The sequence below is a fragment of the Geodermatophilus chilensis genome, from assembly GCF_002802985.1.
GTDB lineage: Bacteria > Actinomycetota > Actinomycetes > Mycobacteriales > Geodermatophilaceae > Geodermatophilus > Geodermatophilus chilensis.
In genome coordinates this window covers 19183-32958 of the sequence record NZ_NVPT01000006.1, presented here as the reverse complement: position 1 = coordinate 32958, position 13776 = coordinate 19183, and the positions used below count along the sequence as shown (strand labels likewise).

The 13776-nt window shown below is 74.5% G+C and carries 14 protein-coding genes; 9 read left to right on the top strand and 5 right to left on the bottom strand.

Translation table 11 applies throughout. The features are described from left to right. Positions 1 to 3 precede the first annotated feature (3 nt). Complete coding sequence (locus CNO22_RS01885) at positions 4 to 696, top strand: acylneuraminate cytidylyltransferase family protein (RefSeq protein WP_100497663.1); 693 nt, start codon at positions 4 to 6, stop codon at positions 694 to 696. Here the strand turns inward: CNO22_RS01885 and neuC are convergent. Continuing rightward, on the bottom strand, positions 693 to 1850 hold the full coding sequence (neuC, locus tag CNO22_RS01880; RefSeq protein WP_100497662.1) for a UDP-N-acetylglucosamine 2-epimerase: 1158 nt from the start codon (positions 1848 to 1850) through the stop codon (positions 693 to 695). The genes CNO22_RS01885 and neuC overlap by 4 nt on opposite strands. Then, positions 1847 to 2896 (bottom strand): N-acetylneuraminate synthase family protein, encoded by a 1050-nt coding sequence (locus CNO22_RS01875; protein WP_100497661.1) that lies wholly within the window; start codon positions 2894 to 2896, stop codon positions 1847 to 1849. The genes neuC and CNO22_RS01875 overlap by 4 nt, the downstream gene beginning before the upstream one ends. A 276-nt stretch (positions 2897 to 3172) precedes the next feature. Between CNO22_RS01875 and CNO22_RS01870 the strand changes: the two genes are divergently transcribed. The 5 genes from CNO22_RS01870 to CNO22_RS01850 all read left to right on the top strand — a co-directional run bounded on the left by CNO22_RS01870 (position 3173) and on the right by CNO22_RS01850 (position 7922). Beyond that, complete coding sequence (locus tag CNO22_RS01870; RefSeq protein ID WP_232806724.1) at positions 3173 to 4696, top strand: LCP family protein; 1524 nt, start codon at positions 3173 to 3175, stop codon at positions 4694 to 4696. 25 nt (positions 4697 to 4721) lie between these two features. Continuing rightward, positions 4722 to 5507, top strand: coding sequence for a TIGR03089 family protein (locus CNO22_RS01865; RefSeq protein WP_100497659.1), 786 nt, complete (start codon positions 4722 to 4724; stop codon positions 5505 to 5507). Positions 5508 to 5549: 42 nt separating this feature from the next. Beyond that, positions 5550 to 6356 carry a CoA transferase subunit A gene (locus CNO22_RS01860; protein WP_100497658.1) on the top strand — a complete coding sequence of 269 codons (807 nt, stop codon included), beginning with the start codon at positions 5550 to 5552 and terminating at the stop codon, positions 6354 to 6356. Positions 6357 to 6358: 2 nt separating this feature from the next. After that, entirely contained in the window at positions 6359 to 7027 is a 669-nt protein-coding gene (locus CNO22_RS01855; RefSeq protein ID WP_100497688.1) for a CoA transferase subunit B, read from the top strand. Positions 7028 to 7100: 73 nt separating this feature from the next. Continuing rightward, on the top strand, positions 7101 to 7922 hold the full coding sequence (locus CNO22_RS01850) for a DUF1028 domain-containing protein (protein ID WP_100497657.1): 822 nt from the start codon (positions 7101 to 7103) through the stop codon (positions 7920 to 7922). Positions 7923 to 7973: 51 nt separating this feature from the next. On the opposite strand, the gene CNO22_RS01845 is transcribed toward CNO22_RS01850, so the two are convergent. Further along, positions 7974 to 8807 carry an HpcH/HpaI aldolase/citrate lyase family protein gene (locus tag CNO22_RS01845; RefSeq protein ID WP_232806723.1) on the bottom strand — a complete coding sequence of 278 codons (834 nt, stop codon included), beginning with the start codon at positions 8805 to 8807 and terminating at the stop codon, positions 7974 to 7976. 204 nt (positions 8808 to 9011) lie between these two features. Continuing rightward, the gene (locus CNO22_RS01840; RefSeq protein WP_100497655.1) at positions 9012 to 9407 is read right to left on the bottom strand and encodes an SRPBCC family protein; all 396 of its coding nucleotides are present in this window, start codon (positions 9405 to 9407) and stop codon (positions 9012 to 9014) included. A gap of 217 nt (positions 9408 to 9624) precedes the next feature. Here CNO22_RS01840 and CNO22_RS01835 point away from each other — a divergent pair, with 217 nt between their 5' ends. Further along, positions 9625 to 11028 carry a dihydrolipoyl dehydrogenase family protein gene (locus CNO22_RS01835; RefSeq protein ID WP_100497654.1) on the top strand — a complete coding sequence of 468 codons (1404 nt, stop codon included), beginning with the start codon at positions 9625 to 9627 and terminating at the stop codon, positions 11026 to 11028. Between the two features lie 610 nt (positions 11029 to 11638). Here the strand turns inward: CNO22_RS01835 and CNO22_RS01830 are convergent. After that, on the bottom strand, positions 11639 to 12370 hold the full coding sequence (locus CNO22_RS01830; protein WP_100497687.1) for a Crp/Fnr family transcriptional regulator: 732 nt from the start codon (positions 12368 to 12370) through the stop codon (positions 11639 to 11641). Between the two features lie 418 nt (positions 12371 to 12788). Between CNO22_RS01830 and CNO22_RS01820 the strand changes: the two genes are divergently transcribed. Continuing rightward, a complete protein-coding gene (locus tag CNO22_RS01820) occupies positions 12789 to 13352 on the top strand; it encodes an RNA polymerase sigma factor (protein WP_100497652.1) in 564 nt (187 codons plus the stop codon). Beyond that, on the top strand, positions 13349 to 13627 hold the full coding sequence (locus CNO22_RS01815; protein WP_100497651.1) for an anti-sigma factor family protein: 279 nt from the start codon (positions 13349 to 13351) through the stop codon (positions 13625 to 13627). The genes CNO22_RS01820 and CNO22_RS01815 overlap by 4 nt, the downstream gene beginning before the upstream one ends. Positions 13628 to 13776: the final 149 nt, after the last annotated feature.

Below are 13776 nucleotides of genomic sequence, written 5' to 3'. Positions count from 1 at the left end.
CGCATGCCGGCTCCGGGGGACGCACCGCGGGTGGTCGCCGTCGTCCCGGCGCGGGCCGGCTCGCAGGGCCTGCCCGGCAAGAACCTCGCCCGGATCGGCGGGCTCTCCCTCGTCGGCCACGCCGTCCGCGCCGCACGGGACGCCGGCGTGTCCGAGGTCGTCGTCACCACCGACGGCGCCGACATCGCGGCCGAGGCCCGTGAGCTCGGGTGCACCGTCGTCGACCGGCCGGCCGAGCTGGCCACCGGCGACAGCCGCACGGTGGACGCCGTCCTGCACGCCGTCCGCACGCTGGCGCTGCCCGACGACGCGCTCGTGCTGCTGCTGCAGCCCACCTCGCCGCTGCGCACGGGGGACGACGTGCGCGCCGTCCTGGACCGGCACGCCGCCGGCGACGTGGGCAGCACGCTCACCGGGTGCGCGGTCGCCCACCATCCGCTCAAGCAGCTGCTCGTCGACGACGCGGGGACGGCGTCCCCGGTGCGCACCTGGGCCGACCTCGAGGCGCCGCGCCAGCAGCTGCCCCGCGCGTTGCGCCCGAACGGCGCGGTCTACGTGACCGCCGGCGGCGCCATGGCCGCGGCCGGCGCCGTCCTGGTGCCCCCGCTCGCAGTGGTCGAGATGCCCGAGGAGCGCAGCCTCGACGTCGACACCGCCGAGGACCTGGCCGCCGCCCGCGCACGCGTCGAGGGTTAGACGCCCTCGGCCAGCGGCCGGTCGACGAAGCGCTTCTGCAGCCCGAGGGCCCACACCTCGTCCCCGCAGACCGCCTCGACGATCCGGCCGGCGGCGCCGACGGAGCCGAAGTGCTCCTCGGGCCGGCTGCGCCCCGCGGCCCGGGCGGCGCGGATCGCGCCGGCCACCTCCTCGGCGACCGCCTGCACGTGCCGGACCGAGGCCGCCGGGGAGCGGTCGGTCTGCCGCGAGCCGACGTCGACCGAGGGCGTGCCCAGCACCGGCGCCTCCCGGACGCCGCTGCTGGAGTTGCCGACGACGACCTCCGCGTGCCGGACCAGCGTCAGGTAGGCGCGGAAGCGCATCGACGGCAGGCGGACGACGTCCGGGCGGCCGTCGAGCCGCTCGAGCGCTGCCCGCACGTCGTGGGTGCCCTCGTCGTTGTTGGGGTCGATGACCACCCACGAGCCGCCGGCCGCGAGCACACCGTCCACGACCGCCTCGGCGTGCCGCCGGTTGAGCTCCGGCTCGGTGGTCACCGGGTGCAGCGCGAGGACGCCGTAGGGCGGGGCCGGGGTGCCGTAGTGGGCGCGCACCGGCGCCAGGTCCGACTCCGCCGCGACCGCGAGCGCGTCGGCCTCGGGGCTGCCGACGACGAGCACCCGGTCGCCCTCCTCCCCCAGCTGCAGCAGCCGGGCGCGCGCGTGCTCGTTGGCCACGAAGTGCACGTGCGCGTGCTTGCTCAGCGAGTGCCGGATGGTGTCGTCGATGGTCCCCGAGACCTCGCCACCCTCGACGTGCGCGACGCGGGTGTTGGTGAGGCTGCCGGCCAGCGCCCCGGCCAGGGCCTCGACCCGGTCGCCGTGCACCAGCACCATGTCCGCCGACTCGGCCAGCAGCAGCCGGGTGATCGAGTTGATGCTGTTGGCCAGCACGAGCGCCATCGGCTCGTCCTCGACCTGGTTGGGCACGTGGTGCAGGGCCCGCAGGCCGGCCCGCTCGATCTCCCGCAGCGTGTACCCGTACCGGTGCAGCAGGTGCATGCCGGTGACGACCAGGGAGAAGTCGATGCCCGGGGCCTCCTGCAGCCCCAGGTAGACGTCACGCATCTTGCCGAAGTCCGCGCGCGTGCCGGTGAGGCCGACGACGCGGCGGGGCCGTGCCGCGTCCGTCACGCCGGGGTCAGGTCGGCCCACGCCACCTGCACGTCGGCGGGCAGGTCGCGGCTCGCCCGCCGGCCGAGGAGCTCGTCGTAGTGCTTGGCCACGACCTCGCCGGTGCCGGGCCGCTTGACCCACAGGTTGTCGACGGTGAACTCCGCACCCGCAGCGACCGGCTTCGTCGTCACGACGCAGGCGTAGGCGAAGTCGATGGTGGGCTGCTCCTCCGGGAGGATCTCCTTGCGCCCGCCGCGGGCCAGGCCGAGCAGGTCGGCGCCCTCGATGAGCCGGGCGAACTCCTCCGGGGTGCTGGAGATCGGGATGTCCGGACCGCTCCAGCTCAGGTCCGAGGTGAAGTGCCGCTCGAGCACCGCGGCGCCGACGGCGACCGCGCCGAGGCAGGCGTAGATCGACGTGGTGTGGTCCGACAGGCCCAGGACGGCGTCGGGGAAGGCCTCGCCCAGCTCGGTGATCCCGCCGAGGCGGACCTTCTCCGGCGGGGTCGGGTACATGCTCGTGCAGTGCATCAGCGCGAACGGCACCCCGCTGGCGCGCAGCAGCTCCACCGACGGGCGGATGGTGCTGACGTCGTTCATCCCCGTGCTCAGCAGCACCGGCTTGCCGAACGAGGCGATGTGCCGGACCAGCGGGTAGTTGTTGCACTCCCCCGAGCCGATCTTGAACGCCGGGACGTCGAGCCCGGCCAGCCGGTCGGCCGCGGCCCGGCTGAACGGCGTGGACAGCGCCAGCATGCCGCGCTCGTGCGCGTGGGCGAACACCTCGCGCTCCTCGCTCGCCGAGAGCGCGCAGCGCTGCATCATCCCGTAGATCGACTCGTCGGCGTTCCCGGGGACGACGTCGTTGGGGATCATCTCGTCCTCGACGACGTGCGACTGGAACTTGACGCACTCCACCCCGGCGTCGGCGGCGTCGTCGATCATGCGGTGCATCCGGTCGAGGTCGCCGTCGTGGTTGATGCCCAGCTCGGCGACCACCAGGGGTCGCTCGCCGGGACCGACCCGGCGGGTGCCGATGGACAGGGTCCCCGGGGTGTTCGTCATGCCGCCACGGTACGAGCCGGACCCCCGCCGTCCGCGACCGCTGCGTCGCCCCAGCACCGCTCGTCACACCTGTCCCGTTTCGCCACGTGACGCGAGCCGGGCGCGGGTCCCGGCACCTAGCATCGCCCTCAGCCTCCGGGTCGACGCCCGCCGCTCCTGACGGCGGCCGCACCCAGGCCGGCCCCGGTCACGACGGATCGGCGTCGTGTCCGCGTGGACGAGCGAGGAAGGACCCCCGTGAGACGAGAGAACCCCGGATCTGGTGGTGACCGGCAGGTGCCGGCGCGCCTGGACCCGCGGGCCGGCCGCACCGGCTCGAGCCGTACCCGCTCGCAGGCGGCCGACGCATCGGCCGAGGAGGGCGCCGCGCCGGCGCACCGGCGCACCGGCCGCGCCGCCACCGCCGCCACCGCAGCCCGCGCCGTCGCCGGGGTGCTCTCGGTCGTGCTGCTCGCCGGGTCCGGCTGGGGCTGGTACCTCGGTCAGGTCGCCGAGGCGACGGTCAACCGCACCGACGCCATCCCGACCGACGGCAACGACGGCACCGGGGACGCGCCGGAGGCGGTGAACCTGCTGCTGGTCGGCAACGACAGCCGCGCCAACCTCACCGACGAGCAGCTGGCGAGCCTCAACGCCGGCACCGATGCGGGCATCAACACCGACACGATGATCCTGGTGCACATCCCGGCCGACGGGTCGCGCGCCTCCTTCGTCTCCTTCCCCCGCGACTCCTACGTGGCGATCCCCGGCTACGGGATGGACAAGCTCAACGCCGCCTACGCCTACGGCTACGCGGAGACCCCGGAGACCGCCTCCGCCGAGGCCCGCCAGGCCGGTGGCGCCCAGCTGCTGGTGCAGACGATCAGCGGGCTGACCGGCCTGCAGATCGACCACTACGCCGAGGTCGACCTGCTCGGCTTCTTCAACCTCAGCTCCGTCGTCGGCGGCGTCGAGGTCAACCTGTGCAAGGCCGTCGACGACTCCAAGTGGTCCGGCGCGGTGTTCCCCGCCGGCGTCCAGACGATCAGCGGCGCCGAGGCGCTGGAGTTCGTCCGCCAGCGGCACGGTCTGCCGCGCGGCGACTTCGACCGGATCGTCCGCCAGCAGGTCTTCATCGCCGGCGTGCTGCGCAAGATGCTCTCCGACGAGGTCATGCTCGACCTGGGCCGGCAGCGCCAGCTGGTCGAGGCGGCGTCCCAGTCGCTGACCATCGACCAGGGCCTGGACCTGTTCCAGCTGGCCGAGCAGATGCAGTCGGTGACCGCCGGCAGCATCGAGTTCCAGACCATCCCGTTCGTCGGGACCGACCGCGACGAGCGGGACCGCTCGATCATCCGGCTCGAGGACGAGGACACCCTCCACCAGTTCTTCGCCGAGCTGTCGGCCGAGCCCGAGGCGCCGGCCGCGGCGACGCCTGCCGCGCCGAAGACGGTCGCGCCGTCCGCGGTCACCGTCGACGTCTACAACGGCTCCGGCACCTCCGGGCTGGCCGCCCAGGCCGCCGGCGCGCTGGAGACCGCCGGGTTCGCCGTCGGCACGACCGGCAACGCCGACTCCTCCGACTACGACGCGACGCTCATCCGGTTCGCCGCGGGTGACGAGGCGCTGGCGCAGACGCTGGCCGCCGCCATCCCCGGGGCCAAGACGCAGAAGAGCCAGGACGCCGACTCCGGCACCGTGCAGCTCGTCCTGGGCTCGGACTTCAACGCCGTCGGCCAGGCCGTCGACCCGGCCGCCCCGGCGGCCCCGGCCGAGGGCGAGGACGCCCGCACCGCGGCGGACACCGGCTGCATCAACTGACGACCGCGCCGGGCACGATGGGGGCATGACCCCCGCCGACCTGCTCGCCGCCACGCTGCGCCGCGCACCGGCGGCGCCGCTGCTGACCTCCTACGACGACCTCGGCGGGGGGCGGGTCGAGCTGTCGGCGGCCACCCTGGCCAACTGGGTGGCCAAGACGGCGAACCTCCTCCAGGACGAGTTCGACGTCACCCGCGGCAGCACGGTCGCCGTCGCGCTGCCGGTGCACTGGCAGACCGCGGCGGTGCTGCTGGGGGTGTGGAGCTGCGGGGCCACGGTCCTCGACACCGCGGCCGAGGACGACGGCCGGCTCGACGACGCCGACGTCGTCCTGGCCGCGCAGGACCGGCTCCCACCGCTCGAGGAGCAGGACCTGCCCGAGCTGCTGGGCCTGTCCCTGCACCCGCTGGGGATGGGCATGACCGGGTACACCGGCCCGGCCCGCGACTTCGCCCTCGAGGTGCGCGGGCACGGCGACGCCTTCACCCCGTGGCAGCGGCCGGACCCGGCCGCGCCCGGCCTGCTGCTGGGCGGCCTGGAGCTGACCCTCGGCGGCCTGGTGGACACCGCCCGCGAGCTGGCCGGGCGGCTGGGCCTGGTCGAGGGCGACCGGGTGCTGGCCGACGACCGCACCGCCGCCGAGACCGGCCCCGTCACGTGGCTGCTCGCCCCGCTGGCCGCCGGTGCGTCCATCGTGCTGGCCCGCTCCCCCGACCCCTCGCTGCTGCCGGGGCGCGCCGCGGCGGAGCGGGTCACCGCTACGCTCGGCCGGACGATCGACGGCATCCGCGAGCTGGGCCGTCCTGCCTGACGCAGCTACCCAGCCGCCCGGACGGACGGACGGTGTTCCTGCATGGACAAGGTGGTGGGCAGCGCCGCTGAGGCGGTCGCGGACATCGGGGACGGCGCGGTGCTCGCCGTCGGCGGTTTCGGGTTGTGCGGTGTGCCGGTGGCCCTGATCGACGCGCTGCTGGAGCAGGGCGCCTCGCGGCTGACGACGATCAGCAACAACTGCGGCGTGGACGACAAGGCGCTCGGCGTGCTGCTCTACGCGGGGCGCATCAGCCGCACGATCAGCTCGTTCGTCGGGGGCAACAAGGAGCTGGCCCGGCTGTACCTGAGCGGGGAGCTCTCGGTGGAGCTGACCCCGCAGGGCACGCTGGCCGAGCGGCTGCGCGCCGGCGGCACCGGCATCCCCGCCTTCTACACCCCCACCGGCGTGGGCACGATGGTGGCCGACGGCGGGATCCCGGTCCGCTACGACAGCGACGGCAACGTCGCCGAGACCTCCGCGCCCAAGGAGATCCGCGAGTTCGGCGGCCGCCAGTACGTGCTGGAGACCGCGCTGACCGCCGACTTCGGGCTGGTCCGCGCCGCGGTCGGCGACCGGCACGGCAACCTGGTGTTCCACGAGTCCGCGCGCAACTTCAACCCGCTGGCCGGCATGGCCGGGCGGGTGACCATCGCCGAGGTCGAGACCCTCGTGGAGCCCGGCGAGATCACGCCCGAGGACGTGCACCTGCCCGGGGTCTTCGTCGACCGGGTGGTCGTCGTCGGACCTGCGGGCAAGGCCATCGAGAAGCGCACCACCCGCCCCCGCCCGTCGGACGCGCCGCTCGCGGCCGCCGGCGAGGAGGCCACCGTCGAGGGAGAGCAGTGACCATGGCCCTGACCCGCGACCAGCTCGCCGCGCGCGTCGCCCTCGAGCTCGAGGACGGCCAGTACGTCAACCTCGGCATCGGCATGCCGACCCTGGTGCCCAACTTCGTGCCCGACGGCGTCCACGTCGTCCTGCACTCGGAGAACGGCATCCTCGGGGTGGGCCCCTACCCGTTCGAGGGCGAGGAGGACCCGGACCTGATCAACGCCGGCAAGGAGACCGTCACGATCCTGCCCGGGGCCTCCTTCTTCGACTCCTCGCTGTCCTTCGGCATGATCCGCGGCCAGCACCTCGACGTCGCCGTCCTCGGGGCGATGCAGGTCAACCCCCGCGGGGACCTCGCCAACTGGCTGATCCCCGGGAAGATGGTCAACGGCATGGGCGGCGCGATGGACCTCGTCCACGGCGCCCGCAAGGTGATCATCATGATGGAGCACGTCGCCCGCGACGGGTCCCCGAAGCTGGTCCAGGAGTGCACCCTGCCGCTGACCGGCAAGAGCTGCGTCGACCGGGTGGTCACCGACCTCGCCGTCGTCGACGTCACCGACGCCGGCTTCCTGCTCCGCGAGACCGCCCCCGGCGTCAGCGTCGAGGACGTGCAGGCGGCCACCGGCGCCCCGCTCACCGTGGCCGACGACGTCCGTGAGATGCCGCTCCCGGCGACTGTGTGACCGCACCGGCGGGGTCACCGGGAGACACAGCAGCTCAGCTCACGGGGTCGACGAGCGCCGGCGGGGCGGTGCGGTGACCTTCTCCGTCGTCGCGCGCGACCCGGCGACCGGTGAGCTGGGCATCGCGGTGTCGTCGTGCATCCTCGCCGTCGGCCGGGCGGTGCCCAGCGCCCGGCCGGGGGTCGGGGTGGTCGCGGTCCAGGCGCGCAGCCGGCGCGGGCTCGGCCCGGCGCTGCTGGCCGGCCTCGCCGACGGCGCCGACCCGGCCGACCTGGTCCGGGCGGCGGCGCACGCGGCCGAGGACGTCGACCGGCAGATCGCCGTCCTGGACGCCACCGGCCGGGTCGCCGCCGACACCGGTCGCGGCTCGTTCCCGGTCAGCGGCCATCTGGTCGGCGACCAGGTGAGCGTGCAGGGCAACATGCTGGCCTCGCCGGAGGTGCTGCCGGCGATGGTCCAGGCCTACGCCGCCGCCCGCGGCGACCTGCCCGACCGGCTGCTGGCGGCGCTGACCGCCGGGCAGGACGCCGGTGGCGACGTCCGCGGCCGGCAGTCCGCGTCGCTGCTGGTGGTCAGCGGGACGCCGGCCAGCGACGAGGACGACGGCGTGCGGATGGACCTGCGGGTCGACGACTCCGGCGACCCGGTGGCGCAGTTGCGGATGCTGCGCAACCTGCAGCGCGCCTACGACGAGCGCGACTACGAGATCCTCGCCCTGTTCGCCCCCGAGGGCGCTCGCGACCTCTACGCCGCGCTGGCCGCCTCCCAGCGCGGGGACCGAGACGCGGCCCGCGCGGCGCTGGAGGCGATGCGGGCCCGGCCGGGCTGGGCGGCGTGGCTGGCCGCGATGGCCGGCGACGCCCGGCTGGCCGGGGTGTCGCGGCTGCTGGAGTGAGCGCGGGGGGCCGGGCCGGTCCCCCGCCCTCCCCGGCCGCCCCCGGCGCGCTCAGGCGGGCTCGACGCCGAAGGTCTGCGCCAGCCGCTCGATCTTGCGGGCCCGGCCGAGCCGGGGCTTGTCGCTGCCGTCGCGGATGACCCGGCCGCGGGCCTCGAAGTCGGCCAGGAAGTCCCGCGCCCACGCGACGTCCGACGGCGTCGGGCTGATGACCTCGTTGATCACCGGCGTCTGCTCCGGGTCGAGGCAGAGCTTGCCGGTGAGCCCGAGGGAGACCGTGACGGCGGTCTGCTCGCGCAGCACCGGGTGGCTGCTGCTGACCGTCGGGCCGTCGATCGGCCCGGGCAGGCCGCCGATCCGGCTGGCCAGGACCAGCCGGGAGCGCGGGTAGGCCATGGCCAGGTCGTCGGCGCTGGTACCGGTGTCGCGGCGGTAGTCGCCGCTGCCGAAGGCCAGCCGGAAGGCGCCGCGGGCGCGGGCGATGGAGACGGCCTCCTCGATGCCCAGCGCCGACTCGACCAGCGCGAGGACGGGGGTGGAGCCGCCGAGCCGGTCGGCGGTCTCGGTGACCTGCTCCGCGGCCTCGGTCTTGGCCAGCATGACGCCGAGCAGGCCCGGGGCTCCGGACAGCTTGGCGACGTCGTCGTCCCAGAACTCCGTGGAGCGGTCGTTGATGCGCACCCAGGCCGAGCGGTCGCCGCGCGAGAGCCACTCGATGACGCCGGCGCGGGCGTCGTCCTTGTGCGCAGGATCCACCGCGTCCTCGATGTCGAGCACGATCTGGTCGGCCCGCGAGTCGGCGGCCCGGTCGAACAGGTCGGTACGGGCGCCGTTGACCAGCAGCCAGGAGCGCGCGTCCTCGGGGCCCACCTTGCGTTGTCTCACCACGCGCCCATCCTCGTACCGTGTCCCGGGCCACTCTCGACCGGGCCGGGTCGCGGTCGGCTCGAGTCGAACGCCACCGGCGGAATCCCGCGGAGCAGTCCACGCCGTAGGCTGCCGTCGCCGCACCGCACGACGGGGCGGGCATGACCGAGCCCGGCAGCTGCGCGTCCGTCGGCGTCTGCGACCAGCATCCGATCGGCGGGGTCAGCGGCGCTCGCAGTACTCCTTGAGCCCGCGGACGCCATCCTCGAGGGCCGGGCCCATCGTGCCGGCCAGGTCGTCTGGCGTGATCTCGGTGCCGTACACGACCAGGCTGCGGCCGTCGTCGAGAGCGTGCACGTCGACGGTGCCCAGGTGGGTGTCCGCCGGCACCCCGCCGCCGACGATGCGGTACTGGAACCGGCGCAGTCCGGGGTCGTTGGTGACGATCTCCTCCTCCAGCGGGACGCCGCCCTCCAGTTCGCAGCTACGGACGTTCCCGTTCGCCGTCGAGGTCAGGACGGCCGGCATCCACTCCGAGATGCGGCCGGCGTCACTGACGACGGCCCACACCTCGTCGGCGGGGCGGTCGATCGTGATGTCGCTGCGCAGCGTGGCCATGAGCGCTCCTGTTCGTCGTCGGGTCCGATGCGGTGAGCCTCACCCGGAGGCGGCTCCCGCGCGCAGCGGACTGTCAGCGGCGTGACAGTCCGCCGTCGCCGCGGGGCAGGTCTGTCATCAGGCTGACAGTGCGCCCTCGGTCAACCGCGGCGAGGTGTTCCCCGTCCGACGCGGTGTCCGGCCGGCCGAGGCGGACCCCGGGAGGAGGGAGTTGCAGATGGACGACGTGCGCGACTACGACGTGATCGTGCTCGGAGGCGGGTCCACGGGTGAGAACGCCGCGTGGTATGCCTCGGTCAACGGGCTGCGCGCGGTCGTGGTGGAGTCCGAGCTCGTCGGTGGCGAGTGCTCGTACTGGGCCTGCATGCCCAGCAAGGCACTGCTCCGTCCCGGTGAGGTGCTGGCCGCGGCCCGCCGCGTACCGGCTGCGCGGGCAGGCGTCGGACAGCTCGACGTCGACCGCGCGCTCGTCACCCGGGACTCCTTCGCGAGCGGTTGGGACGACGCCGCGCAGGCCGGCTGGCTCGCCGGGATCGACGTCGACCTCGTACGCGGGCGCGGCCGGCTCGCCGGCGAGCGCACCGTCGTGGTGGACACACCGGGCGGGGAACGGGTCACGTTGACGGCCCGCCGAGCCGTCGTGGTCGCCACCGGGTCCTCGGCCGCCGTCCCACCCATCGAGGGGCTGCGTGACGTCGACGGCTGGGACAACCGGGCTGTCACCTCGGCGAAGGAGATCCCGCGGCGGCTGCTGGTGCTCGGCGGCGGCGTGGTCGGCGTCGAGATGGCGCAGGCCTTCCGCTGGCTCGGTGCCGAGGAGGTGACCGTCGTCGAACGGTCCGAGCGGCTGCTCTCCACCGAGGAGCCGTTCGCCGGCGAAGAACTGGCGAAGGCGCTGTCCGCCATCGGTGTCCGGGTGCTCACCGGGGCGGAGGCCACCTCCGCGGACCGGCCCGGTCCGGACGGGCCGGTCACCCTCACCCTCGCCGACGGCACCGAGCTCACCGGCGACGAGCTGCTCGTCGCCACCGGTCGCCGGGCGAATACCGACGACATCGGGCTGGACACCATCGGGCTGACTCCGGGCGGCTACCTGGACGTCGACGACGAACTCCGGGTGCGTGGTGTGGACGGCGGCTGGTTGTACGCCGCCGGCGACGTCAACGGGCGGGCGCTCCTGACCCACCAGGGCAAGTACCAAGCCCGCCTCGTCGGAGACATCGTCGCGGGCCGCCGCCGGCAGGCCTGGGCAGATCACGTGGCGGTGCCCCGGGTCACCTTCACCGATCCGCAGGTGGCCGCCGTCGGGATGACCGAGGCGCGGGCTCGCTCGGAGGGGATCGACGTGCGGACCGTCGCGTACGACATCGGCGCGACCGCGGCGGGCGCCCTGGCGGGCAAGGACGTCCACGGCACCGCGCAGCTGGTCATCGACGCCGACCGCCGGCTGGTGGTCGGCGCGACCTTCGTCGGACCCGGGGTCGGCGAGCTGCTGCACGCGGCCACCGTCGCGATCGTCGGCCGAGTGCCGATCGACACCCTCTGGCACGCGGTACCGGCGTTCCCCACCCTCAGCGAGGTGTGGCTGCGCCTGCTGGAACAGGAGCGCGGCGTGTCCTGACGCATCATGGTCCGGCCGGCGACGTCCCACCGGCCGGACCACTCGCTCGTCGTCGGCGGCGCCAGGCCAGCGCCAGCTCCCGCGGCGGCGACCACCGGCAGGGACACGCCGAGGGCACCGCGCAGGGGAGCTGACGAGGCCGGGAGACATCCGGGGTCCCCACTCCCGAGCCGTGCGCACGGGAACGTCAGCACGGGAACGCGGCCGGCCGGGACCCGGCCGGAGTCCGCGCTCGAGATCCCGGAGCCCGAGAAGACGCTGATGCGCCATCTGCACCGGACAGCAGATCCCGCAGCCCGGCGTCGTCGGCGAGCGCCGAGACGTAGGCGGTGATCAGCTCCGGCTGTGCCACCGACAGGGGGACGGTCCGCGCAGCAGGACCCGGTCGGACCCGAGGATCGGCCGCGCCGTCTCGTGAGGCGGCGAGAGACGCCGACGAGGACGGCGTCGTGGCCGCACGGAGCAGGTGGGTCACCGGTCGTCTGTTCAGTGGTGGGAGCGGGTCCGGTGGGACTGCTCGGGTCGTCCGGCCGCTGGTCCCCTCCGGGGGTCTGCCCGGCGGAGAGTGCCGGTGCCGGCCACGGTGGCTCGATGATCGGACCACGGGATCTCAGGCGTCGCGCACCCGTTGCAGGCGGTCCTCGTCCAGCAGCCGGATGGCTCCGTAGCCGAGTGCGACCAGGCCGCGCCGTTCGAGGTCCTTGAGCACCTTGTTGAGCGAGGGCCGGGCCACGCCGAGCATCGCTGCCAGGGTGCGCTGCGGCAGCTGGACCGTCCCGTCCTCGGCCTCGTCGAGGAGGAGCCCCGCCAGCTGTGCCACCAGGGGGCGGCCGAGCAGGGAGACCAGTCGGCCGTGGCTGGTGGCCAGCCGCTGGGCCACGCTGGAAAGCCAGCGCCGGGACACCGCTGGATGTCGGATCAGCAGCGAATCGAAGTCGGCCGGTGACAGCACCAGGCAGACGGTCTCGTCCACCGCGTGTGCGGCGTACGGCACGGGGATGCCGAGCAGGAGCGGTACGTCCCCGTCCACGTCCCCCGGACGCAGGACCCCGACGACCACCCGCCCCCGTGGGGTCGCGACGCTGAGTTCCACGTGCCCCGTGCGGACGATGCAGACGCCAGGCCGCCCTCCGCCGCCGTCGCCGAAGATCCGTTCTCCCCGCTGGAACCCCACGGGCGAGATCCGGCTGGCGAGGGCGGCCACGTCCTCGGGCCCGAGGGGGGCCGTCGCCCCGCGGCCGACGCACCGGGCGATCCACGCGGCGTCCCGGATCTGCACCTCGCGGGGGGTCAGGCGCGTCGCGTCGGCGCGGGGCAGCGCCGTCCACCGCGCCAGATCCATGCTGCGGATCATCTCAGCCGGGAAGCGCCGTCAGGTCCTCGCATCGACCGAGGCGACGTCCGCGCAGATGACCGTGACGTCGTCCCACCGGCGTCGCCGCGCCCGCAGGCCGTCAGACGCAGCATCGACCGGCCGGCGTCCGGCGCGACGACCCGGCCGGTCCGGTCCACCGCGGCAGGTGGCGCCGGTGCGGTGCCGCAACCGTGGTCGGACACCGGGTCACCAGGTCGAGGTCCCGGGGCGTCGATGGCGGCCACGCGCACGACCGGTGGACCGGCCACTCCAGCGACAGCAGGTCGTACGGGAAGGGGAACCTGGCGTCCGGCTCGGGACGGCCCGGCAGGAGGGACCGGATCGGGCGCATGCCTGGCATCCCCGGCGCGGGAACACCACGTCGTCGTCACGGGGTTCCCGGGGCATGTCGACTCCGCCGGCCGAAGCCGCCGAGCACCGAGCCGACCTCTTCCGCCGGCACGTCGAGCCAGAGCTGGAGGTCCTGCTCCGGGTCGCCCGCACGCTGACCGGGTCGTGGGCGGAGGCGGAGGACCTGACCCAGGAGACGCTGGTGCGGGCCTGGCGGGCCCTGGACCGTTTCGACGGTGCGCACCCGCGTGCGTGGCTGCTGACGATCCTCCGACACACCCAGGTGAACATGAACCGCAGACGCAGACCGGACCCGGTCGAGGACATCGGCATCCTGCCCGGAGCTCGCCCGGCGTTCGGGGCGGCAGCCGACCCCAGCCCCGAGGAGCAGATCGTGCTGCAGATCCTTCCGGACGACTTGGAGCGGGCCATCCACAGCCTGGACCCGAAGTTCCAGACCGTCCTGGTCCTCGTGGACGTCAACGGCCTCACCTACGCGGAGGTCTCCGAGCTGCTCGGTGTGCCGCTCGGCACGGTGATGTCGCGGCTGAGCCGGGCCCGCCAGCGTGTGCGCGCCCACCTGCACGCCGCTGCCTCGCACGAGGGGAGCCTGCGGTGACCTCCGGCATCCGCAGGGTGCTGTCCTGCCACTTCACCGCCAAGCGCCTCCAGCGCTACCTCGACGCCGACCCCTCCGCGCCCCTGGACCCCGCCGAGATCCGCCGCCTGGAGGCCCACCTGGCCGAGTGCGCCCGCTGCGCGGCGGCGGTCGAGGACTTCCGGTCGATGCGTTGGGCCATGCTGCGCCTGTCCCGGCTCGTCGGCCCCGACCCGGCGGCGGTCGCGCGCCTGCACCGTTCCGTCGACGAGTTGCTCGAGGAGGACCGCGGATGACTGCAGCACCCGTCGTGTCGGCCCTGGCGACCTGCATGTCGGCGGCGGCACGGCCGGCCTCGTCGACGCCGCGACGACCGCGGGCCTGAGAGCCCGCGTCCTGCTCATCGAGCGGGACCGCATCCGCACCGGCGACCTCTGTCCGGGCG